The sequence below is a fragment of the Flavobacterium sp. genome (assembly GCF_040402895.1).
GTDB lineage: Bacteria > Bacteroidota > Bacteroidia > Flavobacteriales > Flavobacteriaceae > Flavobacterium.
On record NZ_JBBALR010000003.1, the window covers coordinates 36101 to 60795 of the forward strand.

Below are 24695 nucleotides of genomic sequence, written 5' to 3' on the forward strand. Positions count from 1 at the left end.
ATATAAACTAAAAAAGTTCCCCTTGGTTTAGTCCTTTTATTCTTCCTAAATGTTTGTAAGCTTTTTCTGTAGCTTCTCGACCTCTTGGTGTTCGCATTAAAAAGCCTTCTTGGATTAAAAAAGGTTCGTACACTTCTTCAATAGTTTCTCCGTTTTCTGATACTGCTGTGGCTAAAGTGGTTAATCCTACAGGTCCTCCTTTAAATTTGTCAATTAAAGTCGTTAAAATTTTATTATCCATTTCGTCTAAACCATTGGCATCTACATTTAATGCTTTTAGGGCGTAACGTGCTATTTCTATATCAATACTTCCGTTTCCTTTTATTTGTGCAAAATCTCTAACTCTTCGTAATAAAGCATTGGCGATACGAGGTGTTCCTCTACTTCTTCCAGCGATTTCTATGGCGGCTTCTAAGTCGATAGGCACATTTAAAATTCCAGAACTTCTTTCGATAATTGTGGCTAATAATTCGGTATTATAATAATGTAAACGACTTTGAATTCCGAAACGCGCGCGCATCGGTGCGGTTAATAATCCCGAACGTGTAGTGGCACCCACTAAGGTAAACGGATTTAAATTAATTTGTACCGAACGGGCATTCGGACCCGATTCAATCATAATGTCAATTTTATAATCTTCCATTGCAGAATACAAATATTCTTCTACTATGGGCGATAAGCGATGTATTTCATCAATGAACAACACATCACGTTCTTCTAAATTGGTAAGCAAACCTGCTAAATCGCCTGGTTTATCTAATACAGGACCCGATGTAATTTTAATTCCAACACCCAATTCATTAGCTAAAATACTCGCCAAAGTAGTTTTCCCTAATCCTGGAGGACCGTGAAACAGTGCGTGGTCAAGTGCTTCCCCTCGCTGGTTTGCTGCTGCCACAAATACTTTTAAATTTTCAAGCACGTGGTCTTGACCTGCAAAATCATCAAAACTTAATGGTCGCAGTGCTTTTTCAATATCTAATTCTTGTGGCGTAAAACGCGCTTTGTTGGGATCTAAATTTTCATTCATGTTACAAATATAATTAGAAGTTGGAAGTTAGATGTTGGAAGTTGGAAGTTTTTTTGTTTTTAAACACAGATTAGAGAAATTTTTGAAATTTGAGAAATCTATTAAATTAATTTCAAGTGGATTAAAATGATTTTAAATGTGATTTCTGTAATTGTAATTGATATTTATATTGTTATTGATTTTGATTTTGAAAAAAGTATCTTTGTAAAAAATTAAGCATATGATTATATATAATGTTACCATAAATATTGACGATAGTGCTCACGACCAATGGTTAAATTGGTTAAAGACCAAACATATTGGAGATGTTTTAGCTACTGGTTGTTTTTATAAAGCGAAACTTTCAAAAGTTTTAGTGGAAGAGGAAATGGGAGGAACTACCTATTCCATTCAATATTCCGCAGAAAGTAATGAAAAACTTCAAGAATATTACAACTCTTTCGCTCCGAAATTAAGAGAAGAAGGGATACGTTTGTTTGGTGATAAAATGTTGGCTTTTAGAACAGAATTAGAAGTGTTAAACGAGTTTTATACTAATGAAAACTAATTAATTTACGAGTTACGATTTACGAATTTAGAATTTAAGAATTTAAAAAAATATATGTCAGTTAAAGCAAAAAAACATTTAGGACAACATTTTCTTACGGATGAAGGCATTGCGCAGCAAATTGCCGATTCGTTAGTAGGTTCCAACTACAATAAAGTGTTAGAAATTGGTCCTGGAATGGGTGTTTTAACCAAATATTTATTAGAAAAACCTTACGAAACATTTGTTGTTGAAATTGACAGCGAATCCGTTACGTATTTACAAGCACACTATTTAAAATTAGCGAATAACATTTTCTCTTTAGATTTTTTACGTCACGATTGGCAAACCGCTTTTAAAGACGAACAATTTGCCATAATTGGAAACTTTCCTTATAATATTTCCACACAAATTGTTTTTAAAACGTTAGAATTACGTCAATTTATTCCAGAATTTTCAGGAATGTTCCAAAAAGAAGTAGCGGAACGAATTTGTAGTAAAAAAGGGAGTAAAGTATATGGTATTTTATCCGTTTTGGCACAAGCATTTTACGATGTAGAATACTTATTTACAGTACCACCAACGGTTTTTAATCCCCCGCCAAAAGTGGATTCAGGTGTGATGCGTATGACACGAAAAGAAAATTACGAATTGCCTTGCGATGAAAAATTATTGTTTAAGGTAGTAAAAACGGCTTTTCAGCAAAGAAGAAAAACATTAAGAAATAGTTTAAAAAGTTTAAATTTATCCGATAAATTACAAGAAGATACTATCTTTGCACAAAGACCAGAACAATTATCCGTAGAAGAATTTATTTCTTTAACACAAAAAATAGCGGCAGATGGAATTTAAAATCAGTAAAGAACTTATCGCGCAAATTGAAAATTTAATTCAGCAAAATAACATTGTTGATTTGGAAACCATTTTGCATGAAATTCACTTTGCTGATATTGCTGAAATTATGAATGATTTGGACACGTCCGAAGCCATTTATATTTTCAACTTATTAGATTCAGAAATTACTGCAGAAATATTACTTGAACTTGATGAAGAAGTTCGTGAAACTATTTTAAGCACCTTATCTGCCAAAGAAATTGCCGAGGAACTTGATGAATTAGATACAAATGATGCGGCAGATATTATTGCCGAATTACCACAATCTAAAAAAGCACTAGTAATTTCGGAGCTTGAAGATGTAGAGCACGCTAAAGATATTGTTGACCTCTTACGTTATGACGAAAATACTGCAGGGGGTATTATGGCGAAAGAATTAGTACGAGTAAACGAAAATTGGAACGTATTAACTTGCGTGAAAGAAATGCGCCTTCAAGCAGAAAATGTTACTCGCGTACATTCGATTTATGTCGTAGATGACGAAGACCGTTTGAAAGGACGATTGTCGTTAAAAGATTTATTGACCACTTCTACCAAAACACATATAAGCGAAATCTATATAAAAAAAGTAGATTACGTTAGAGTAGAAACTAAAGATGTAGAAGTTGCCCGAATTATGCAGAAATATGACTTGGAAGCCATTCCTGTAATAGATGAATTAGGCCGATTGGTAGGAAGAGTTACTATTGACGATATTATTGATATAATAAAAGAAGAAGCGGATAAAGATTACCAATTAGCTGCCGGTATTTCGCAAGACGTTGAGGCAGATGATAGCATTTTGGAATTGACCAAAGCACGTTTACCATGGTTGGTTTTGGCATTATTTGGTGGCTTTATCTCTGTAAAAGTATTGGGTATTTTTGAACCCATGATGGAAAGCCACAGAATGTTGTTATTCTTTACCCCACTTATTGCTGCTATGGCAGGAAATGTGGGTGTGCAATCGAGTGCTATTGTGGTGCAAGGTTTGGCAAACAACTCCATCACTGGAAGTTTATGGAAACGATTACTTAAAGAATTATCGTTAAGTTTATTAAACGGAAGTATTTTAGCAGGGATTTTAATATTAGGTAGTCATTTTTTACTTGGCTACGAATTTATAATTGGGATAACCGTTTCTATTGCATTATTAAGTGTAATTGTTATCGCCTCATTAATAGGAACATTTATTCCGATTGTTTTAGATAAATATGGCGTGGATCCTGCATTAGCCACTGGTCCTTTTATTACCACTAGTAATGACATTATAGGTATTATTATTTATTTTACTATCGCTAAATTGGTGTTGGGAATATAATTTACTTTTCAGAATATTTATAATACAATTTAACCCAGCGCTTGGCTGGGTTTTGTGTTTGGAAAGTTTATTGTTTGAATTGTAAATCAAAGAAAAGTGATGTGAATTACAATCTTTTCAATAGATATCTAAAAAGTATTTACAAAAAAAAAGTCCTAATATTCATTAGGACTTTTTTTTATATTTTAGTGATGTAATTCTACTTCGCCATCTTTCATGGGAACGTTTTGAGGTACAAAATCTTCATCATGACCTGGTTTGCTGTAGTCATATGGCCAACGGTGTACCGCTGGGATTTCACCTGGCCAGTTACCGTGCATGTGTTCAACAGGCGCTGTCCACTCTAAAGTATTTGAACGCCATGGGTTCATTGGAGCTTTTTTACCTTTGAAAATACTATAGAAGAAATTCCAGAAGAAAACCAATTGAAACGCTGCTCCAACTAAAGCAAAAACAGTAATTAATACGTTTGTATCTGCTAACTCGTCAAATAATGGAAAGTTAGAGTTGGTATAGTATCTTCTTGGTAAACCTGCCATTCCAATAAAGTGCATTGGGAAGAAAACCCCGTAAGCACAAACTGCAGTTACCCAAAAGTGAATATATCCTTGTGTTTTGTTCATCATTCTTCCGAACATTCTTGGAAACCAGTGATATACACCGGCAAAGAATCCGTATAATGCTGAGATACCCATTACCAAGTGGAAATGCGCTACAACGAAATAGGTATCATGAACATTAATGTCCAAAGTACTATCTCCTAAAATGATTCCGGTTAAACCTCCTGTGATGAAAGTAGAAACTAAACCAATTGAGAATAACATTCCAGGGTTTAATTGTAAGTTACCTTTCCATAATGTAGTAATATAGTTAAATGCTTTTACAGCAGAAGGAATGGCAATTAATAAAGTGGTGAATGTGAATACCGAACCTAAGAAAGGATTCATTCCTGAGATAAACATGTGGTGACCCCAAACAATTGTAGATAAGAATGCAATAGCAATAATTGAAGCAATCATCGCACGGTATCCAAAAATTGGTTTTCTTGAATTGGTTGCAATTACTTCAGAGGTAATACCTAAAGCAGGTAATAATACAATATATACTTCTGGGTGTCCTAAGAACCAAAATAAGTGTTCGAATAATACTGGTGAACCACCTTGGTAATGTAATACTTCCCCTTTAATAAAAATATCTGATAAGTAAAAAGACGTACCAAAACTTCTATCGAAAATTAATAACAAAGCTGCAGAAAATAATACAGGGAATGAAATAACTCCAATAATAGCTGTTACAAAGAATGCCCAAACTGTAAGTGGCAATCTTGTCATGGTCATACCTTCAGTTCTTAAATTAATAACGGTTACGATATAATTTAATGAACCCATTAATGAAGACGCGATGAAAATAGCCATAGATACTAACCATAAGGTCATTCCCATTCCAGAACCTGGAATTGCTTCTTCAATTGCAGAAAGTGGTGGATAAATTGTCCAACCCGCTGATGCAGGACCCGATTCAACAAATAATGAAGCTATCATAACTATACATGACACAAAAAACATCCAGAATGATAACATGTTCATAAAACCAGACGCCATATCTCGGGCACCAATTTGCAAGGGTATTAATAAGTTACTAAATGTACCCGATAATCCCGCAGTTAATACGAAGAAAACCATGATAGTACCATGTATCGTTACTAAAGCCAAGTAAATATCATTTCTCATAACTCCACCTGGAGCCATTCTTTCACCTAAGAAAATCTTAAAAATTTCAAAAGATTGTTCTGGCCAAGCAAGTTGCATTCTGAAGAATAAAGATAAAACTACCCCTATAATACCCATCAACAAACCTGATATTAAGTATTGCTTAGCAATCATTTTATGATCAATACTGAAAATATATTTAGTAATGAAAGTATCTTTATGATGACCGTGATCGTGTGACATAATAATTATATTATTTTTTGAATCTTAATTTAATTTTTTCCTACAACTTGAGCTAACATTTTAGTAGTATCTACTACAACTTTTGCATCTGCAGGATTGGCTGCAGGATCTACTTTAGGTGCATTAGCCTCTTTTATTACTACAGAAAGTGTTTTTTGTTCTTTTAACCATTTTTTGTAATCTGCTTCCGACTCAACAATAATTTTTAATTGCATATTATAATGAGAAGCACCACAAATTTTATTACATAATAATAAATAATCAAATTTATATGGTTCTAAAGCTGGTTTTCCTTCAGCTAGTAATGCTTGAGATTTCTTAGCTCTTATTTTATTAATACCATCAACTTTTTTCATCATCATAGCGGTACCTCGCATATCTTCCGTAGTTAAAGTTGGGACAAAAGCAAATTCTGTTACCATACCAGGAACGCAATTCATTTGCGCTCTAAAGTGAGGCATGTATGCGGAGTGCAAAACATCTTGAGAACGCATTCTGAAATGAATTTTCTTTCCAACAGGTAAATGAATTTCGGCTACTACTTTATCATCTTGAGAAGCAGGGTCTGCCATATCCACACCTAATGTATTTACATCTTTAATATAACGCACATTGGCTTTACCTAACGTATTGTCTTCTCCAGAATAACGTGCTTCCCAACCGAATTGTTTCGCATATAATTCAATATTAATAACTTCTTCATCTTCATTAACATACATAATTTGATTCCAAGTATATAATCCGTAAAGAATTAAAACGGCTAATACAATTACAGGAATAATTGTCCAAATGGCCTCTAATTTGTTATTATCAGCAAAATACAGGGCTTTCTGACCTTCTTTACCTCTGTATTTAAAAGCAAAATAATGCAATAAAAACTGGGTAAAAGTTTGTACAAAAAAGATAATAGCCATGGAAATGTTCATCAACCTATCCACATCTTTACCATGTAATGATGCTGGCGTGTCTAGTACAAAACTTCCCCATTTAACAAATGAATAAATTGTAAAAATGTATATAAATGCTACAAATGCAAACATTAAATATCCATTTATATTGTTGTCTTTATCTGTAGCTATTGCAGAATCGTCTTTTGCAGTACCAATTTGAGTTAGACTAAATATTTTAGATAATTGCCATGCGGCAACTCCTAATAAAACTATGATTAAAAGTATCAATAAACCGTTCATTTGTTTATTTCGTTAATTAATTATTAATAATGAAAATGTTTGCTTTCTTCTATATACGGATTTCCTTCCGAAGCTAATGGTGCTTTTGTTAATGCCGAAAACACAACAAAAATAAATAGCCCTGCGAAGAAAAGTACGGAACTAATTTCTGATACCCCAATAAACCATTGATCACCAACAGTTGCAGGCATAATCATGTTGAAAAAATCAACATAATGTCCTGCTAATATTACAATACCAGCCATTACAACTACCCAATTAAGGCGTTTAAAGTCGGCATTCATTAATATTAATAATGGAAATAAGAAATTCATCACCACCATTCCGAAGAAAGGTAAATTATAGTTTTCAATACGAGTTACAAAATAAGTAACTTCCTCTGGGATATTTGAATACCACATTAACATGAATTGAGAAAACCATAAGTAGGTCCAGAAAACACTGATACCAAACATAAATTTTGCTAAATCATGTAAATGTGATTTATTCACTTCTGGTAATAACCCTTTATTTTTCAAATAAATAGTTGTTAATGTAATCATAGTAATACCACTTACAAAGAAACTTGCAAAAACATACCATCCAAATAATGTACTATACCAGTGAGGATCCACAGACATAATCCAATCCCAAGACATCATAGACTCAGAAATAATGAAGAATACTAGGAACATTGCCGCAGCATTATAATTTTTCTTAAAGAAAGACATGTCTTTAGTTTCATCTAATTTAATTGAATTTTTTCTAGACACATATCTAAATAAATTCCAACCAATTAAGTAAATAGCTGCTCTAATTAAGAAAAAAGGAACATTTAAAAATCCAGTTTTACCAGCAATAATTTGGTCATAATTAGGACTGTTAGGGTCCGAAACACCATCAGCCATCCAAGTGAACATATGATTAAAGTGGAAACCAGATAAAGCCAATAAAATAAAGAAAATAATTGAACCTGGCAAAACATAAGCCGTGATGCCTTCCATAACTCTAAATAACATAATCGACCAGCCTGCTTGCGCTACCCATTGGATTGCGTAAAAAGCTAAAGCCCCAACGGCTATTAACATAAAGAAAATACATGCAATATATAATGCAGACCATGGTTTATTTTGCAATTGGTGTTTTACATGCTCAACATGTTCTTTGTGTTCTGCCTCGTGATTAACAATTTCTTTATTGAATTTACTTACGTAAACGTCACTTTTATGATTTGTTATAATAGGAGCAATTGCTACTTCTGTACTGTCATGTGATGCATTAGCAGCAGTATCAACAGTAACATGAGCAACTTCATGATGTAAAGAATCCACACTTTCAACTTTATGAGTTGAAGCTTCGTGAGAAGTGTGTGCTTCCGCATTAGCATGTTCCTCATGTGTAGCTTCAGAATGAGTTGCTGTGGCATGAGTATCGTGGTGTGCGTCACCATGATGAGCTTCTTGCTCTTTTAAGATGGCTTCTACATCTTCATTAGTTTTAGGTGCTGTCCAAAAACCGTAACCGATTCCTAAAATACCTAATACCATTAAGGCAAATGAAAAGCTTTTTAATCTACTAGAAAACTGGTACATATTTTTATTTTTTCTAAAAAGTAATACTATTTTAATTCTGATTTAAGTTTCAAAACATAATCAGCTACTTGCCATCTTTCTTCTTTTGACAACTGATTTGCATGGGAACCCATTGAGTTGATACCATAAGTAACAATATGAAAAATGCTACCTGCAGTTACTTCTCTATCTTTATAACTAGGAACACCTAGAAATTTTTCTCTTTTTACTAAATTTCCTTTTCCGTCGCCTGCTTCTCCATGGCAAATGGAACAATAAATGGTAAACAATTCTTTCCCTCTTTCAGTATCAATTTTATCAGGAGCTAAACCGGAACCCAACGTTTTAGATAAAGCATATCCTTCAGGAGTATTTGGAATTTCATAAGGAACAAAACCTTGTTTTATGGTTCCTGCTGGAGGAATTTGACTTACTCTTCCTTTTTCCCCGGTTGGAGAATTAAAGGCTTTGGACTCACCATAAGTTTCATAAGAAACAGGTTCGTACATGTTGGGAAATAACTGATAATTAGGTGCCGATTTATCGAAACAAGAAGTCATTAGCATAGATGCTCCAACTAATGTCAATATATTTAAAATACTTTTCATACCTATTAATGCTTATCAATTACTTTTACTTCTACTGCTCCAGTGTTTTTGAAGAAAGAAACCAATTCTTCTTCATTATCATGAACACCTACTTCCATTAAAAAATGGTCATCTGTAGTTCTTACATCTGGATTTTCTGCTTGTTTGAATGGCCATAATTTACTTCTCATATAAAAAGTAATAACCATTAAGTGAGCGGCAAAAAACACGGTCATTTCAAACATAATCGGAACAAAAGCCGGCATGTTTTCTACATAACTAAAACTTGGTTTTCCACCAATATCTTGAGGCCAATCTTCTATCATTATAAAACGCATCATAGTTGTTGCAACTGATATACCTACTAAACCGTATAAAAATGCACAAATTGCAAGTCGTGTTCCTGGTAAACCCATAGCCTTATCAAGTCCGTGAACTGGAAATGGCGTATAAACTTCTTCAATGTGATAATGTGCGGCTTTAGTTTTATGAACTGCTGCTAACAAAATATCATCGTCGTTATATATAGCGTGTACTACTTTATTACTCATAATTCTTTATATTAATGATGATCGTGTCCTTCGTGTGCATCATGTCCGTGGTTGTCATGATGTGGTTTGCTATCTCCTCTTTCTCTTTTGAAATTATCTCCAGATGATTTTAAGATTGTTTTTACCTCTGCTTGAGCAATTACTGGGAAACTTCTTGAATATAGTAAGAATAATACGAAGAAGAATCCAATAGTTCCAATAAATATACCTGCATCAACAAATGTAGGTTGGAACATCGTCCAAGATGATGGTAAATAATCTCTATGTAATGAAGTTACGATAATTACGAAACGTTCAAACCACATACCAATGTTTACCACAATAGAAATAATGAAAGAAAAGGCAATACTTGTTCTTAATTTTTTGAACCACATAAATTGTGGAGAGAATACGTTACAAGTCATCATTAACCAATATGACCACCAGTAAGGTCCAGTAGCTCTATTAAGGAATGCATATTGTTCATACTCAACCCCTGAATACCAAGCTACGAATAATTCTGTGATATAAGCACACCCTACAATAGAACCCGTAATCATAATAATGATATTCATTAATTCAATATGTTGCACAGTGATATAATCTTCTAAACCAGATACTTTACGCATTACAATTAATAATGTATTTACCATGGCAAAACCTGAGAATACCGCACCAGCCACAAAATATGGAGGTAAAATTGTAGTATGCCAACCCGGAATTACTGAAGTAGCAAAGTCAAAAGATACAATAGTGTGTACAGAAAGTACAAGAGGTGTTGCTAAACCAGCCAATACTAAAGATACTTCTTCAAAACGTTGCCAGTCTTTTGCTCTTCCACTCCATCCAAAAGAAAGGATAGAATATATTCTTTTATTAAATGGTGTGATTGCTCTATCTCTAAGCATTGCAAAATCTGGTAATAAACCAGTCCACCAGAACACTAATGATACTGATAAATAGGTTGAAATAGCAAATACGTCCCATAATAATGGTGAGTTAAAATTTACCCATAAGGATCCAAATTGATTTGGAATTGGCAATACCCAATAAGCTAACCATGGACGACCCATATGAATAATTGGAAACAAACCAGCTTGAATTACAGAGAAAATAGTCATTGCCTCTGCTGAACGGTTAATCGCCATTCTCCATTTTTGACGGAATAATAATAGTACTGCAGAAATAAGTGTTCCTGCGTGACCAATACCTACCCACCAAACGAAGTTGGTAATATCCCAAGCCCATCCAATTGTTTTATTTAAACCCCAAGTACCGATACCTGTTGTGATTGTGTATACCATACAACCAAGTCCCCAAAGGAACGCAGCTAATGCTATTGAAAATACTGTCCACCATAATTTGTTAGCTCTTCCTTCTACTGGACGAGCTACATCTACAGTTATATCGTGATAAGATTTATCACCAATAACCAAAGGTTTTCTAATGGGTGCTTCGTAATGAGACATAATCCTTTATATTGTTTCTATTAATAATTATTTATCGTTTCTTACCTTAACATGATACATCACGTTTGGTTTTGTTCCAATGCTTTCTAATAAATGATACATTCTGTCGTCATCTAAAAGTTGCGCAACATCTGATGCTGCATTATTAACATCTCCAAAAATCATAGCTCCTGAAGTACAAGCCGCAGAACAAGCCGTTTGGAAATCATCTTTACCAACTTCTTTTCCTTCTTTCTTAGCTTTTAATATGGTAGCTTGAGTCATTTGGATACACATAGAACATTTTTCCATAACTCCACGAGAACGTACATTCACATCTGGATTTAATACCATACGACCTAAATCGTCATTCATGTGGTAATCAAATTCATCATTCTTGTTATATAAGAACCAGTTGAAACGACGAACTTTATATGGACAGTTATTAGCACAGTAACGTGTACCCACACATCTGTTGTATGCCATATGGTTTTGACCTTGACGTGAGTGTGATGTAGCGGCAACTGGACAAACCGTCTCACAAGGTGCGTGGTTACAGTGCTGACACATTACAGGTTGGAAAACCACTTGTGGGTTAGCAGAAGGATCTTCTAATTCTTGGAAAGTTGCAACAGTCCCTGTTAAACCTTCAGAACTGTTTTTAGTTGTAATATCTCCTGCGAAAGTGTCTTCAGATGAATAATATCTATCGATTCTTAACCAATGCATATCACGACTTCTTCTAACTTCAGATTTACCTACAACTGGTACATTATTTTCTGCATGACATGCGATAACACATGCGCCACATCCTGTACAAGAATTTAAATCGATTGATAAATTGAAGTGGTGACCTGTAGTTCTGTCAAAAGAAGCCCATAAGTCTACTGAGGTAGCTGCAACTTCTTTATGATCTAATGAAACTACTGGTGTTGGATTATAAATTTCTTTATCACCAGCTTCATTTGCTTTATTGAAAATAGATAAAGTAGTATCTTTTACGATATCCCCTCTACCCATTAATGTTCTTTGTAATTGTACGCAAGCAAATTCGTGCTCACCCTCAGTTAAAGTAACCGAAGCCGTTTGATTTGCATTTGCGTTTGCATATAACGTATAAGCATTAACGCCTGTTTGCATTTCGTCTTTTAATGCTTCTTTTCTACCATATCCAAATGCCAAACCAATTGTTCCAGCAGCTTGACCTGGTTGAATAATTACTGGTACATTTTCTAAAGTAGCATTTCCAACTTTAATTGAAACATAACTTCCGTTTAAACCTCCGTTTGCTACATTAAAGTTTTCTAATTTATATTTTTCGGCATCTGCTTTGGATACTGTTACATAGTTATCCCAAGATACTCTTGTAATTGGATCTGGAAACTCTTGCAACCAAGGATTGTTTGCCTGTTGTCCGTCTCCCATTCCAACTTTACTATATAAAACTAAGTCTAAACCATTCGATTTTGCAGTTGAAAGTTTTGTAGCCGAAGCTCCAAAATTACCTGCTTGAGCAGATACATTTCCAGCAGCAGTTACAACAAAACCATCATGAACTGCTTGGTTCCAAGATTTTCCACCTAAATTAGCAGCAGCAAAACCTTTTAGGAAATCGTAATATGGAGTAGTATTATCATTCCAAGATAATAAAGCTTCTTGAAATTGTTTCGTATTGAATAAAGGTCTAATTGTTGGCTGAGCAATACTATAGTTTGAACGTGTAATTGCAACATCATTCCATGATTCTAAATAATGAGTTGCAGCAGCAGCGATTGTAGTCTTAACAGCTGTCTCATCTTCTTTAGTAGAAAATGCTACTGATAATTTTACTTTTCCTAAACCTGCAACAAATTCTTTTGAGTTTGCTAAAGTATATACTGGATTTACGCCACTCATAATTAATGTGTGCACTATACCAGCGTTCATATCTGCTACTAATTGAGTAACCGCTTTAGCGTCTCCTTTTCTTGTTAGTTTAGCATCAGAAGGATTAAAAGCCTCAGATTTTAAAGCTAAATTGATTCCTAACACTAAATATTGTGCATCAAAATCATCTAGACCTGTAACCACAACTCCTTTAGAACCAGCCGCTTTTAATTGTTGTGCTGCTTTTTCTACTTCTTTATCTAAAGCACCCACACTAGCAACAGAAACATTTGAACCTGTTACCGCATTGTATAATTTCACTAAAGCTAGTTTTTGACCAGCAATAGTTAATGGAATTCTTTTATCAGCATTAGCACCTGCTAATGACATATTTGCTTCAATTTGAATATGTTTAGACATTTTTCCATTTTTCGGAATACGTCCTTTTGCATAACCCGCATCAAAACCTCCACCTTGCCAATCTCCTAAGAAATCTGCACCAACAGAAACAATAGTATCTGCATTTGCGAAATTATAATTTGCTAAACCTCTGAAACCGTAAACCGCTTGAAAAGCATCTAAAGCATTTGAATCAGAAATTGCATCATATATAATGTGTTTAACATTAGTATATTTAGTTGCTAAATCTGAAATTAATTTATCTGTGGAAGGACTTGCTGTTGTGTTTGTTAAAACTACAACTTGACCGCTTTTAGCTTTAGCATCAGCTAAACTAGCTTTTACTTTTGCATTAACTTCATTCCAAGTTGCTTCTTTTTTAGAAATTTTGGGATTTTTTAGTCTTAAATTATCATATAAAGATAAAACTGAAGCGTGAACTCTTGCGTTTGCTCCTGTTACAGCTCCAGCGGAAGTATTATTTTCAACTTTAATAGGACGCCCTTCACGAGTTTTAATTAAAATATTCGCAAAATCATAACCATCCGCAATAGTGGTAGCATAATAATCTGCTACACCTGGGATAATTTCTTCTGGTTGAACCACATAAGGAATTGACTTAATTACTGGACCTTCACAAGCCGCCAACGATGCTGCAGCAGTACTGAAGCCAACGTACTTTAAAAAGTCACGGCGCGAAGTAGATGAATTTGAAAGATTTTCTTTATCACCTAGAAACGCATCAACAGGAATTTGTTCTACAAATTCGTTGCTTTGTAACGCCTCAACAATAGAACTATTTTCATTTAGTTCTTCAACACTTTTCCAGTATTTTTTGTTTGATGCCATTGTATATAGATATTAACTTCTTATATTATTATTAATAGTGACATTTACCACATTCTAAACCACCCATTTGAGCAGCTGTCAACTTTGTAACTCCTAATTTCTTAGATAATTGTTCGTGGATTTTTTTGTAATAACCATTGTCTTCCACTTTCACATTTGTTTCTCTGTGACAATTGATACACCATCCCATTGTTAAAGGTTGTGCTTGTTTCATTACTTCATAAGTTTCAACTTCTCCATGACATTTTTGACATTCTATACCACCAACAGTTACGTGTTGTGCGTGATTGAAATACACGAAATCTGGTAAATTATGAATTCTAACCCATTTTACAGGCTTAGTTTTTCCTGTGTATTTCTGTGTGGCTTTATCCCAACCCACGGCATCATACAATTTCTGGATTTCTCCAGTGTAAAATTCCTTAGTGTATTCCACATAAGTTGAATCTTTAGAACCTTGGAATTCAGCAATGTTTTTATGGCAATTCATACAAACATTTAATGAAGGAATACCAGAATGCTTAGAGACTCTTGCAGAGGAGTGACAATATTTACAATCAATACCATTTTCTCCAGCGTGTATCTTGTGTGAATAATGAATAGGCTGAATTGGCTCATATCCTTGGTCTACTCCAATTTGCATCAAAAAGCCATACACAAAATAAGCAGATGTTAATAAGAAGAAAATAGCCGTAACCACCATTATGAATTGGTTTTTCACATAAGCTTTTGCAAAAGATACAACTGCAGTAGCAGGACTTTTACCTTCTGGAACATCGACACCTTCTTTTTTGGCAAGGTTACGCATTAATTTGTTTACAGAGAAAAGCACAAAAATCAAAGCACACAATATGAAAGCTAAAACACCCAATATTAAGTTATTTGAAAGACCTCCTTCTGATGCTACAGCAGTAGCACTAACAGCAGTTGTTGGAGTTTCAGCAGCTGGTGCCACTTCCATAGTATATGCTATAATATTATCAATGTCTCCATTAGATAATTGAGGAAAAGCAGTCATATTTGCTTTTGCATATTCTTCGTACACTTTTACCGCTTTAGCATCACCAGACTTAATTAAGTCTGAACTATTTTTAATCCATTTGTACAACCAAGCTTTGTCATACTTATCGCCAACACCTCTCAATGCAGGACCAGTCATTTTTGCATCTAATTTGTGACAAGCGGCACAATTAGTGTTAAACAATTCTTTTCCTTTTACTGGATCACCTGAACCAGTTGCTGGAGCCGCTGCTGTTGCAGCAGGTGCAGCAGCTGCTACAGCTTCTTGCGCAGAAACGCCCACTGCAAACATGGCAGAAAACGCTAAAGAAAAGATAGTTTTTGAAAACGATTTAGGGTTACCCAACTTTTTCATATTAAAAATTAATTATCAAACTTATTTTATTGGTATGATTTTAGCTAATGCTTTATCATACTTTTTTAAAAACTTGGACAAAAATACAACATTAGAATAATTATAAAAACCCTAAATTTATCTTAAAATGTAATTTATTTTAATTCTAAATAAGATAAAGAGCAATAATTAAATTCTAAGTAATAAATTTGCATTAAATATCATTCATTATGAAGACTTTAAAAAAAATTACTGGATTTTCAATCTTAATAGCAACGGTTTTGTTCTCGCAAAATATTTTTTCACAAACCTCTAAAACTATAATTGAACAAGATGAAAAAATTGAAAAATTACTTCAAGAAAAAAGAAAAAATAATTCTGGGATTACAATAAATGACAAATATAAAATTCAAATATTTTTTGGAAACATAGAAGAATCCAAAAAAACATTGCTTGCGTTTAAAAAAGAGTTTTCACAAACCGATGGAACTATCGTTTATAGTAACCCATCATACAAAGTTTGGGTTGGAAGTTTTAAAAGTAAAATTGAAGCAGAAAAAGCGCTCATAAGCATAAAAAAGAAATATTTAAGTGCTGTAATTATTGAACCTAATAAAAAATAATCTGTTATGTGGCATAATTTTTGAGATATGATTTGTTTAATTAACAAAACATGGTAAAAAAATATTCATTTCTCATTGGTTTTTTCATAATAAATCTACAATTATCTTTTAGTCAAGAAGTTACTGATACTATCAAAACACAAAACATTGAAGAAATAAAAATCAATTCTAAGAAAATTACAATTGATAAAAATCAAACACCTTCACAAATTGAACTCTTTTCAAAAGAAAAAATAGAATTTCAAAATTTTCAAAGCACCGCCGACATGTTGGCAAATTCAGGGGCTTTATTTGTTCAGAAATCACAGCAAGGAGGCGGTAGTCCTGTAATTAGAGGATTTGAAGCCAGTCGAATTTTACTTTTAGTAGATGGTGTTAGAATGAACAATCTAATTTTCAGATCGGGTCACTTACAAAATATAATTACTGTTGATGAAAATTTTCTAGAAACAGCGTTAGTTCAATACGGCCCAACCTCATCATTATATGGCAGTGACGCACTTGGAGGTTCGGTAAATATGATTACGAAAAATGCGAGATTTATTAATGGTTTTACTGGAAATTTTAATACCCGATACTCTTCTGTAAACGAAGAAAAATCTGGTTATTTTGACATTAATTATGGAGGCAAGAATTTTGCGACTTTAACTGCTTTTTCATACAATGATTTTGGTGATTTGAAAATGGGAAAATCTAAAAATCATAACGGCGATTTTTTTGGAGAAAGAACAAAATATGTGGAAACCATAAATGGTGTTGATGTTTTAACTCCAAACGACAATAAATATTTACAAGTTGGGAGTGCTTTTAAACAATACAACTTCATGCAAAAATTCGTATACAAATCTAAAAGCGGATTTACTCATAATGCCAATGTTCAATACGCCACTTCTTCAAACATCAATAGATACGATCGATTAACAGATCCTGCAGGTTCAGGTTTAAAAAGTGCCGAATGGTATTACGGGCCACAAAAAAGACTATTAGGTGTGTATAGCATAGAAAAAGAAAATGTATTTACGAATACCGATTTCAAATTAGATGCGGGTTATCAAAACGTGGAAGAAAGCCGAGTAAATAGAAATTTCAGAAATTACAATTTGCAAAATAGAATTGAAAAAGTAGCCGTTTATTCATTAGCTGCGAATTTTGAGACTAAATTAAAAATAGGAAATCTATATTATGGTATGGAAAATTACTATGATGATTTGAAATCGACTGCATTTAAAAACAATATTAATACGGGCGTAGTAGTTCCATTAGACACAAGGTATCCGAACGGAAAAAATAACATGATGCGAAATGATATTTATGTTTCTTATAGTTCCAAAAGATATGTGGCTACTAACTTTACAATGGGCGCAAGAATTGGATACGCTACTCTTACTAGTTCAATTGCAGATAATTCAATAATGCCCTTGCCTTTTAATGAAATAAAACAACAAAACTTAACCTACAGTGGAAACATAGGAATGGTCCATAACGCTTCGGAAAATTTTATCCTTAAAACCAATTTAAGCTCTGGCTTTAGAGTGCCAAATATTGATGATTTAGCAAAAATATTTGAATCTGGTGCTGGAACTTTAATTGTTCCAAATAAAGATTTAAAACCAGAACAAACTGTTACTGGAGATTTTGGATTCGTATTAAAATCTAAATCGAACAAACATCAATTTGATGCTACTTATTTTTACACACAATTATACGATGCCATTGTTACAGATCGCTTTACTTTTAACGGACAAAACACGTACGATTTTGGAAGTAGCGATGTAAGAAACGTAGTGGCTAATCAAAATTTAGGAAAAGCATTTGTAACTGGAGTCAACGGAAATATAAAAACAACACTGGCTAGAAACGTTCAATTTAATGGTTCTTATACTATTACTTTAGGAAGAGTTACAACCGATGGTAACAAAAGACCTTTAGATCATATTCCACCATTTTACGGAAAATTAGGAATTAATTACGTGCCTAATTGGGCAACTTTTGAAGCTTATATGTTGTTCAATGGAAAAAAACAGTTAAGTGATTATTCTTCAAGTGGAGAGGACAATTTGGTATACGCTCCTGCAAATGGAATGCCAGCTTGGGAGACTTATAATTTTAAAGCAGCAACAAAAACAATTGAGGGATTCACTTTGTTTACAGGTATAGAAAATATTTTAGATACTCAGTATAGAAATTTTGCATCCGGAATTAATGCCGCAGGAAGAAATATATACGGCGGAGCTAAATATAGTTTTTAATTTATGTTTCTTAATTGAAAAAATAAATCGTCAATTTTTTCAGCTAATTGATAATCTAAATTGGTAATTTTATTTTTGTCGTAAGTGTATAAAGTGATTTCTAATTGAAAGGCTTTATGGATTTTACAATCGGGATGGTGGTTAATTTCATCCGCATAATTAGCCACTTTAACAAGAAAATATGCCAATTCTGTTTGCAATTTAAACTTAAAATTGTTTACTAATTTATCATCAATTATTTCCCATTCCATATTACTTAGTATTTACCATTTAAAAGTTCTCCACCGATTGCCGATTTAGCTGCGATACCAAGTTTCTTCATCATTTCATAGGTAGTACAAACCGCCGCTGATGTTACTGGAATACCAGATTCGGCTTGAATTAAATCGATGGCTTCCAACGATGGCATTTGCACACAAGCGGAAGCTACTAAAACATCTACATCCGTTAAATCCAATTGCTTATAGATTTCCAATAAATTCATTGGATTTTGAGCGGCAACTTCCAAATTATCTGGAATTTCTAAAGCAATACTTTGTTTTACTTTGATGCCTTGATTTTCGATATAATCCACCACCATATCGGTTAATGGTCGCATATAAGGTGTAATAATCGAAATTTGTTTGGCACCCAAAACCTTTAATCCGTTAATTAATGCACCTGCAGAAGTAACAATTGGCGTTGGAAAATCATTAGCCACTGTTTCTTGATGTAAATTTACTTCCGACACACAATGATACCCGCGACCCATACTCATAATGGCAACCAAACAAGCATACCCCATCACATCTACGTGGGCATCTGACAATTCTTGTGCACATTTCAAGCTCATCGCATCCATCGCTTCCAATTCTTCTTTGGTTACCTTTTTCATACGCATTCTACTGCTGTGAAACGTAAATCGCTCTGGCAAAATGGTTTCACGAGAACGAAAAATAGCTGGTATTTCGGTTTCCATCGTTACGTTTGATGATGGAACTATTTGTCCTATTCTGTATTTCATTTTTTTAATTTTAATTGCAACACAGATTAAAGAAATTTTTAAAATTATTTTAATTTCTTTAATCTGTGTTTTATAAATTATATCTCCTTAATCGTATTTACAATTGTTCCAATCCCTTCTACTGTAGCTTCCACCATATCGCCATTGTGTAACCATTCTTGTGGGTCACGACCTGCGCCAACGCCTGCTGGAGTGCCTGTTGCGATGATGTCTCCTGGTTCTAAGGTAAACACTATACTCAAATCTTCAATCAAATCATTGATATTGAAAAGCATAAATTTGGTATTCGAATTTTGTTTTTCCAAACCATTAACTTTTAACGATAGATTCAAGTTATGTGGGTTTTCTATTTCGTCTTTCGTAACTAAAAATGGACCCATTGGTGCAAAAGTATCTTGCCCTTTAGATACAATCCATTGTCCTTCTCTACGACAATCGCGAGCAGAAATATCATTAATAACTGTGTAACCAAAAACATAATCCATCGCATTTTTTTTGGTTACATATTTTCCTTTTTTAGCAATCACAACTGCCAATTCACATTCCCAATCCAATTGAGAAGTCAATTTTGTGTTTTTGATAATTTCCGTATTCGTAGCTGTTACCGTTGTTGGTGGCTTTGAAAAAATAATTGGTTTTGTTGGTAATTTCCCTGTAGTATCTAAACCGCGTGCACTTTCTGCCACGTGTTCGGTATAATTTAATCCAATACCAATGATGTTTTTTCTTGGTTTTTCGATAGGCGCTAAAATCGTAACTTCGTTCATTTCATAAGCGATTTCTTCGAAGAAATTTTCTGGTGTTTCCAAAATTAATTCGCTTATTTCAGCAATAATTTCAAATCCCATATCAATTAAATCCAACATATCATTAGGCAATGGAAAATTAGATATTTCGCCAAAATCTTCCATGTCAATGACTTGATTGTTATAAATGAAGCCTAAACGTGGCTCAGTGTCTTGTGTTTTGTAGGTCAGTAGTTTCATATTTATTATTTAACCGCAAAGAGCGTTAAGTTTTTCTCAAAGTTCGCAAAGTTTTAATTGTTCTTGATTTTTGAATTTGATATTGTTATTGATTTTTTTGATATCCATCATTCTCTTCCAATTCTCTTGATTGAAAAAGCCCTAAACTTTCAATTACTGGTAAATCGTTGAATTGAAACAAGCAAGCGTCTTCGGTTTCGGATCCGTTATGATGTTCGTGCCAAGCCCAACTCGGAACACAGAAAATATCTCTTTCCTTCCAATCGAAACGTTGTCCGTTGATAATGGAAAAACCTTTTCCTTTTGCACATTGATATATGAACGAACCTGTATGCTTGTGTGCTTTTCCTTTGAAACCAGCTGGTAATAATTGCATCGCGGCTCCCATGGTTTGCATCACGTGCCCGCCTGTTAGGGGATTCGAATAGTGCATAAAAATACCATCAAACGGATTAATTTCATTTACTTTTTGAGCTTCTAAAAGTGCTGGATACACATTTTTCCAGGAATATTTGAATAAGGGCGAATAGGGTTTGTCCCACGTTGTATCAGCTGGAATTAATCCGGAACAACCGTAGGTAATGGGAGAATAATTTATTGGATTTATTATTTCTTGTTTGCCCTCATAAACCGCATAATCATTCGCTTCCAACGCGTTTACTAAGGGAATATCCAAACCATCTTGCCAAATACAGGTTTTTCCACCTTCTTCCACGCCGTGTTCGTGCCAAGTTGAATTTGGGGTGATGACAAAATCATTGACTTCAAATGTAATTTTATTACCATCCACAACGGTATAACCGCCTTCGCCTTCCATGATAAATCGAAGTGCTGAAGCTTTGTGTTTGTGAGCTGAAGTACTTTCGCCAGGACGCGTAACTTGAATTCCGGTGTACAACCAACCCACAGCAGCTGAAACATCTTTACGTTTGTCGTTTACTAAATATACGACACGTCTTCCGGCTTGCTCTGGCGTTACCAATTCAGATGATTTTAAAACCAATTCACGTAAATTGTCATATTTCCAAAGCATGGGTACGGATGAAGAACGTGGTTCCCATGGTTCTATATCATTAGCTACAGTCCATAAAGCGCCAGCACCTAATTGTTCTAATTCATTATAATAAGCCTCTAATTCAGGTGTATTTTGAACTCTAGCTCTTCCAATTTGATCGTCTGAATGTTTTGCTTCCATAGTTTATTTAGTATTAAACTCGTCGTGATTGTCTATAAAAGTAATATTTCTTGTTGGCGCTGTGTTTACTCGTAAATCAAAAATATCAAATCGGTTATAATGCCCTAAAATATCGTGCATTTGTTTCGGTTGGATACATTTTTCCAAGTCAATTTCAGCATACACTATTCCTTCATCATCAATTAGCGGTTGCCCAATTACAGCGCCATTTGGACCAATAAATCCAGAGAAAGCCGAACTTTTTCGGTCTAATAATTCATCTACATTTGGCACATCGGCACGTAAGGCATCTTTAATTTCTTGCGAAATCGTTGAACAAGAGACAATCGTAAATAATTTTCCTTCAAAAGAATGCGCAGCGGCACGAATTTTAATAGCTTCTGCCATATCATAATCGGGAGGTGCCACAGGAAGCGAAATATAATTTGCAATATGTATCAATTCGCCTTGCGATAGTAGCGTAAAACGTGCCAACGTATTGGTATTTTCGCCACAAGCCAAAGTTCCGATAGGGCCAATTTCGGTATCATACACTTTTAAAGAAGAACCGTCGCCTGAAGTCCAAGTCAATTTTTCTGCCCATGTGGGTACTAACTTTCTGTGTTTTCCGATGATAACGCCTTTGTTATCAATGATTAAATTGGTATTGTAAATTTCGCCATAGCTTGATCCTCTTTCGTTGATACCGATAACAACATGCATAACGTTTTCTTTAGCTGCCAAACACAATTTTTTGATTTCAGGTCCAGAAATATCTACCGAATTTTTATATAATGCTTCGTACCATTTACTACCTTGAACGGGCGTCATGATCCAATTCCAATAAGGATACCCCGAAATAAATACTTCGGGAAAAGCAATAAGTTTTGCTTGGTTTGAGGCCGCTTCTTTAATAAAAGAAATGGCTTTATCCACTGTTTTTTCTACATTAAGAAAAACGGGAGATGTTTGAACAGTAGCGGCTTTGAATTTTTTGAATTCCATTTTTTATTGTTTTGGTACGCGGATGAAACAGATTGCTTTACAAACGCGAATAATTGCTGATTTTAATTTTAAACACTGATTGAAGAAGTTAAAGAAATTTGAAAAATAAATACCGTGTATATTTCTCTGATTTCTTCAATCTGTGTTGTTAAACTATATATTTTGAAATTTTACTTTTCATTTCCTCATTAAAAGGTTCGGCTTTAATGCCGTTTCTGTCTGCGTTGAAAGCTACATTTACTAAGGTAACTTCGCCTTCTAAAACTAAATTATTGCTTTCGTTTTCAAACTGAAATCCACAAAGAATAGACGAGTTTTTTAACTCTTTTACCCAAAGTTTTTTAGTTAAGATTTCACCCAAACGAGCGGCATTTTTGAATTGAACTTTTAAGTCAACCGTAGGAATACCATTGGTCTCATGCATTTTTGAAAATGGACGGTCTAACGCTTCTTCAAACCAATCTTCCACCAAACCATTGAGCATTTCTAAAAATCTTGGATAAAATACGATACCTGCATAATCGATATGTTGAAAACGAACTTTTTCTTGTTTTATAAATTGCATATTTCTGTTATTTTGGACACTAATTATTATTTCAATTTAAATCGTTGAATTTTTCCAGTTTCTGTTTTTGGTAAATTTTCAACAAAATGAATTACTCTTGGATATTTATAAGGTGCTGCCGTGTTTTTAAACCAATTTTGAATATCAATTTTTAAGGCTTCCTCAGCCGCTGCTTGTTCTTTTAAAACAATATGCGCACAAACCAACATCCCTCGTTCTTCATCGGGCAAACCTACAACAGCACATTCTAAAATATTTTCATGAGATAAAAGTACGGATTCTACTTCAATTGCTGCAATATTATAACCCGAAGAAATAATCATATCATCGCCACGAGCCACAAAATGAAAATACCCTTCATCATCTTGACGGAAAATATCACCAGTGATATTCCAACCGTTTTCAACGTATTCGCGTTGTTTTTCTTCCCGATTTAAATATTTACAACCTGTAATGCCTCGTACCGCCAATCTCCCTGACTCATTTCTTGGTAATTCGTTTCCTTGTTGGTCAATAATTTTGGCTTCATAACCTGAAATCGCTTTTCCAGTTGCGCCGGGTTTCATATTTTCTTCGTTTGAAGAAATAAAAATATGCAACATTTCGGTAGCACCAATTCCATCAATAATTTTTAGTCCTGTGGTATCATACCAATCTTGCCAAACTTTCAATGGTAAAGTTTCACCTGCTGAAACACATTTTCGTAAACTCGAAATATCGAAGTCTTGAATTTTTGTTGTAATAACTCGCCAAGCGGTTGGAGCGGTAAAACAAATCGTGATTTTATACTCTTGAATGGCTTTCAACAATACATCTGGGCTTGGTTTTTCGATTAAAAAAGTGGATGCTCCAAAATACATCGGAAACAACACCAATCCGCCTAAACCAAAAGTAAAACCAATAGGTGGACTTCCAATAAAAATATCATTTGAAGTAGGCTGCAACGAATAGTTGGGAAATGCTTCACAAATATTTAAAATGTCTTTGTGAAAATGTGCGGTCATTTTTGGCAAACCTGTAGTACCAGAAGTAAAGCCAATCAACGCTACATCATCAGATTTTGATGGAAAATTGTCGAAGGTTTTTGGTTTGGATACCATTAACTCTTCTAAATCGGAATTTCTGTAGAAACTTACTTTTTTTAGAAAATTGGATTGGACTAAATTCATTTCTTCTTCCAATTCCTTATCACACAATGCATGTGAAATCTCGGCACAAACAATAATTGTGGACAATTCTTTTGAACGCAATAATGGCATAGTAGCTACGACTATTCCACCGGCTTTCAAAACCGCAAACCAACACGCGACCATCATTGGATTATTCGCCGAACGCAACAACACGCGATTTCCCGATTGCAATCCTAAATCTTCGACTAAAACATGTGCAATTTGATTGGCTTTTTCATACAAATCTTGATACGTCCACGTTTCTTCAAAGGTTCGAATGCAAATAGCATTTCCTCGACCTTCTTTGATGTGAGAATCTAATAGTTTTTCTACACAATTCAATAGTTCAGGTTGTTGGAATTGTGGTAAATCCAAAAAGGTATATTCTGGTTGTAATTCCAGATTAGGTAAATTTAAATGAGCAAAATTATCTTTCATTAATTACG

21 protein-coding genes are annotated in these 24695 nt (G+C 34.1%); 5 read left to right on the plus strand and 16 right to left on the minus strand.

Annotated features, from left to right (window positions below):
* Positions 1 to 7: 7 nt before the first annotated feature.
* The gene (gene ruvB, locus ABWP60_RS04195; protein WP_353148961.1) at positions 8 to 1030 is read right to left on the minus strand and encodes a Holliday junction branch migration DNA helicase RuvB; all 1023 of its coding nucleotides are present in this window, start codon (positions 1028 to 1030) and stop codon (positions 8 to 10) included.
* Positions 1031 to 1250: 220 nt separating this feature from the next.
* Here ruvB and ABWP60_RS04200 point away from each other — a divergent pair, with 220 nt between their 5' ends.
* Genes ABWP60_RS04200 through mgtE form a run of 3 tightly spaced genes read left to right on the plus strand, consistent with a single transcriptional unit; the run spans position 1251 to position 3750 of the window.
* Positions 1251 to 1577, plus strand: coding sequence for a DUF4286 family protein (locus ABWP60_RS04200; protein ID WP_353148964.1), 327 nt, complete (start codon positions 1251 to 1253; stop codon positions 1575 to 1577).
* Between the two features lie 54 nt (positions 1578 to 1631).
* Positions 1632 to 2408, plus strand: coding sequence for a 16S rRNA (adenine(1518)-N(6)/adenine(1519)-N(6))-dimethyltransferase RsmA (gene rsmA, locus ABWP60_RS04205; protein WP_353148967.1), 777 nt, complete (start codon positions 1632 to 1634; stop codon positions 2406 to 2408).
* Positions 2398 to 3750: a magnesium transporter gene (gene mgtE / locus ABWP60_RS04210; protein ID WP_353148970.1), complete on the plus strand. Its 1353-nt coding sequence runs from the start codon at positions 2398 to 2400 to the stop codon at positions 3748 to 3750. Before rsmA ends, mgtE begins: the two co-directional genes overlap by 11 nt.
* A 185-nt stretch (positions 3751 to 3935) precedes the next feature.
* On the opposite strand, the gene ABWP60_RS04215 is transcribed toward mgtE, so the two are convergent.
* The 8 genes from ABWP60_RS04215 to ABWP60_RS04250 are packed head-to-tail and all read right to left on the minus strand — an operon-like array spanning position 3936 to position 15496.
* Positions 3936 to 5702 carry a cytochrome c oxidase subunit I gene (locus ABWP60_RS04215; protein WP_353148973.1) on the minus strand — a complete coding sequence of 589 codons (1767 nt, stop codon included), beginning with the start codon at positions 5700 to 5702 and terminating at the stop codon, positions 3936 to 3938.
* 29 nt (positions 5703 to 5731) lie between these two features.
* The gene (locus ABWP60_RS04220) at positions 5732 to 6892 is read right to left on the minus strand and encodes a cytochrome c oxidase subunit II (protein WP_353148976.1); all 1161 of its coding nucleotides are present in this window, start codon (positions 6890 to 6892) and stop codon (positions 5732 to 5734) included.
* 23 nt (positions 6893 to 6915) lie between these two features.
* The gene (locus tag ABWP60_RS04225) at positions 6916 to 8463 is read right to left on the minus strand and encodes a quinol:cytochrome C oxidoreductase (RefSeq protein WP_353148979.1); all 1548 of its coding nucleotides are present in this window, start codon (positions 8461 to 8463) and stop codon (positions 6916 to 6918) included.
* 26 nt (positions 8464 to 8489) lie between these two features.
* Positions 8490 to 9050, minus strand: coding sequence for a c-type cytochrome (locus ABWP60_RS04230; protein WP_353148982.1), 561 nt, complete (start codon positions 9048 to 9050; stop codon positions 8490 to 8492).
* Positions 9051 to 9055: 5 nt separating this feature from the next.
* The gene (locus tag ABWP60_RS04235) at positions 9056 to 9580 is read right to left on the minus strand and encodes a DUF3341 domain-containing protein (protein WP_353148985.1); all 525 of its coding nucleotides are present in this window, start codon (positions 9578 to 9580) and stop codon (positions 9056 to 9058) included.
* Between the two features lie 11 nt (positions 9581 to 9591).
* The gene (gene nrfD / locus ABWP60_RS04240; RefSeq protein WP_353149319.1) at positions 9592 to 11031 is read right to left on the minus strand and encodes an NrfD/PsrC family molybdoenzyme membrane anchor subunit; all 1440 of its coding nucleotides are present in this window, start codon (positions 11029 to 11031) and stop codon (positions 9592 to 9594) included.
* A gap of 24 nt (positions 11032 to 11055) precedes the next feature.
* Positions 11056 to 14121 (minus strand): TAT-variant-translocated molybdopterin oxidoreductase, encoded by a 3066-nt coding sequence (locus tag ABWP60_RS04245; RefSeq protein ID WP_353148988.1) that lies wholly within the window; start codon positions 14119 to 14121, stop codon positions 11056 to 11058.
* Between the two features lie 31 nt (positions 14122 to 14152).
* Complete coding sequence (locus tag ABWP60_RS04250) at positions 14153 to 15496, minus strand: c-type cytochrome (RefSeq protein WP_353148990.1); 1344 nt, start codon at positions 15494 to 15496, stop codon at positions 14153 to 14155.
* A gap of 209 nt (positions 15497 to 15705) precedes the next feature.
* Between ABWP60_RS04250 and ABWP60_RS04255 the strand changes: the two genes are divergently transcribed.
* Together ABWP60_RS04255 and ABWP60_RS04260 are read left to right on the plus strand one after the other, a co-directional pair.
* Positions 15706 to 16098 carry an SPOR domain-containing protein gene (locus ABWP60_RS04255; protein ID WP_353148993.1) on the plus strand — a complete coding sequence of 131 codons (393 nt, stop codon included), beginning with the start codon at positions 15706 to 15708 and terminating at the stop codon, positions 16096 to 16098.
* 50 nt (positions 16099 to 16148) lie between these two features.
* Positions 16149 to 18347 carry a TonB-dependent receptor plug domain-containing protein gene (locus ABWP60_RS04260; protein WP_353148996.1) on the plus strand — a complete coding sequence of 733 codons (2199 nt, stop codon included), beginning with the start codon at positions 16149 to 16151 and terminating at the stop codon, positions 18345 to 18347.
* Here ABWP60_RS04260 and ABWP60_RS04265 read toward each other — a convergent pair.
* From ABWP60_RS04265 to ABWP60_RS04295, 7 genes are all read right to left on the minus strand, one after another.
* The gene (locus ABWP60_RS04265; RefSeq protein WP_353148998.1) at positions 18344 to 18598 is read right to left on the minus strand and encodes a 4a-hydroxytetrahydrobiopterin dehydratase; all 255 of its coding nucleotides are present in this window, start codon (positions 18596 to 18598) and stop codon (positions 18344 to 18346) included. The two genes, ABWP60_RS04260 and ABWP60_RS04265, sit on opposite strands and share 4 nt — an antisense overlap.
* Before the next feature lie 5 nt (positions 18599 to 18603).
* Positions 18604 to 19350 carry a maleate cis-trans isomerase family protein gene (locus ABWP60_RS04270; RefSeq protein ID WP_353149000.1) on the minus strand — a complete coding sequence of 249 codons (747 nt, stop codon included), beginning with the start codon at positions 19348 to 19350 and terminating at the stop codon, positions 18604 to 18606.
* A gap of 77 nt (positions 19351 to 19427) precedes the next feature.
* Entirely contained in the window at positions 19428 to 20336 is a 909-nt protein-coding gene (locus ABWP60_RS04275; protein WP_353149002.1) for a fumarylacetoacetate hydrolase family protein, read from the minus strand.
* Between the two features lie 85 nt (positions 20337 to 20421).
* The gene (locus ABWP60_RS04280; protein ID WP_353149005.1) at positions 20422 to 21531 is read right to left on the minus strand and encodes a cupin domain-containing protein; all 1110 of its coding nucleotides are present in this window, start codon (positions 21529 to 21531) and stop codon (positions 20422 to 20424) included.
* Positions 21532 to 21534: 3 nt separating this feature from the next.
* Positions 21535 to 22515 (minus strand): carbon-nitrogen hydrolase family protein, encoded by a 981-nt coding sequence (locus ABWP60_RS04285; RefSeq protein WP_353149008.1) that lies wholly within the window; start codon positions 22513 to 22515, stop codon positions 21535 to 21537.
* A gap of 148 nt (positions 22516 to 22663) precedes the next feature.
* The gene (locus tag ABWP60_RS04290) at positions 22664 to 23080 is read right to left on the minus strand and encodes an acyl-CoA thioesterase (RefSeq protein WP_353149011.1); all 417 of its coding nucleotides are present in this window, start codon (positions 23078 to 23080) and stop codon (positions 22664 to 22666) included.
* A gap of 26 nt (positions 23081 to 23106) precedes the next feature.
* Positions 23107 to 24687 (minus strand): AMP-binding protein, encoded by a 1581-nt coding sequence (locus tag ABWP60_RS04295; RefSeq protein WP_353149014.1) that lies wholly within the window; start codon positions 24685 to 24687, stop codon positions 23107 to 23109.
* Between the last annotated feature and the right edge of the window lie 8 nt (positions 24688 to 24695).

Bases quoted from the DNA above. Each gene is read 5' to 3' on its own strand.
- ruvB (WP_353148961.1), bottom strand. From the start codon at position 1,030: ATGAATGAAAATTTAGATCCCAACAAAGCGCGTTTTACGCCACAAGAA.
- ABWP60_RS04200 (WP_353148964.1), top strand. From the start codon at position 1,251: ATGATTATATATAATGTTACCATAAATATTGACGATAGTGCTCACGAC.
- rsmA (WP_353148967.1), top strand. From the start codon at position 1,632: ATGTCAGTTAAAGCAAAAAAACATTTAGGACAACATTTTCTTACGGAT.
- mgtE (WP_353148970.1), top strand. From the start codon at position 2,398: ATGGAATTTAAAATCAGTAAAGAACTTATCGCGCAAATTGAAAATTTA.
- ABWP60_RS04215 (WP_353148973.1), bottom strand. From the start codon at position 5,702: ATGTCACACGATCACGGTCATCATAAAGATACTTTCATTACTAAATAT.
- ABWP60_RS04220 (WP_353148976.1), bottom strand. From the start codon at position 6,892: ATGAACGGTTTATTGATACTTTTAATCATAGTTTTATTAGGAGTTGCC.
- ABWP60_RS04225 (WP_353148979.1), bottom strand. From the start codon at position 8,463: ATGTACCAGTTTTCTAGTAGATTAAAAAGCTTTTCATTTGCCTTAATG.
- ABWP60_RS04230 (WP_353148982.1), bottom strand. From the start codon at position 9,050: ATGAAAAGTATTTTAAATATATTGACATTAGTTGGAGCATCTATGCTA.
- ABWP60_RS04235 (WP_353148985.1), bottom strand. From the start codon at position 9,580: ATGAGTAATAAAGTAGTACACGCTATATATAACGACGATGATATTTTG.
- ABWP60_RS04245 (WP_353148988.1), bottom strand. From the start codon at position 14,121: ATGGCATCAAACAAAAAATACTGGAAAAGTGTTGAAGAACTAAATGAA.
- ABWP60_RS04250 (WP_353148990.1), bottom strand. From the start codon at position 15,496: ATGAAAAAGTTGGGTAACCCTAAATCGTTTTCAAAAACTATCTTTTCT.
- ABWP60_RS04255 (WP_353148993.1), top strand. From the start codon at position 15,706: ATGAAGACTTTAAAAAAAATTACTGGATTTTCAATCTTAATAGCAACG.
- ABWP60_RS04260 (WP_353148996.1), top strand. From the start codon at position 16,149: ATGGTAAAAAAATATTCATTTCTCATTGGTTTTTTCATAATAAATCTA.
- ABWP60_RS04265 (WP_353148998.1), bottom strand. From the start codon at position 18,598: ATGGAATGGGAAATAATTGATGATAAATTAGTAAACAATTTTAAGTTT.
- ABWP60_RS04270 (WP_353149000.1), bottom strand. From the start codon at position 19,350: ATGAAATACAGAATAGGACAAATAGTTCCATCATCAAACGTAACGATG.
- ABWP60_RS04275 (WP_353149002.1), bottom strand. From the start codon at position 20,336: ATGAAACTACTGACCTACAAAACACAAGACACTGAGCCACGTTTAGGC.
- ABWP60_RS04280 (WP_353149005.1), bottom strand. From the start codon at position 21,531: ATGGAAGCAAAACATTCAGACGATCAAATTGGAAGAGCTAGAGTTCAA.
- ABWP60_RS04285 (WP_353149008.1), bottom strand. From the start codon at position 22,515: ATGGAATTCAAAAAATTCAAAGCCGCTACTGTTCAAACATCTCCCGTT.
- ABWP60_RS04290 (WP_353149011.1), bottom strand. From the start codon at position 23,080: ATGCAATTTATAAAACAAGAAAAAGTTCGTTTTCAACATATCGATTAT.
- ABWP60_RS04295 (WP_353149014.1), bottom strand. From the start codon at position 24,687: ATGAAAGATAATTTTGCTCATTTAAATTTACCTAATCTGGAATTACAA.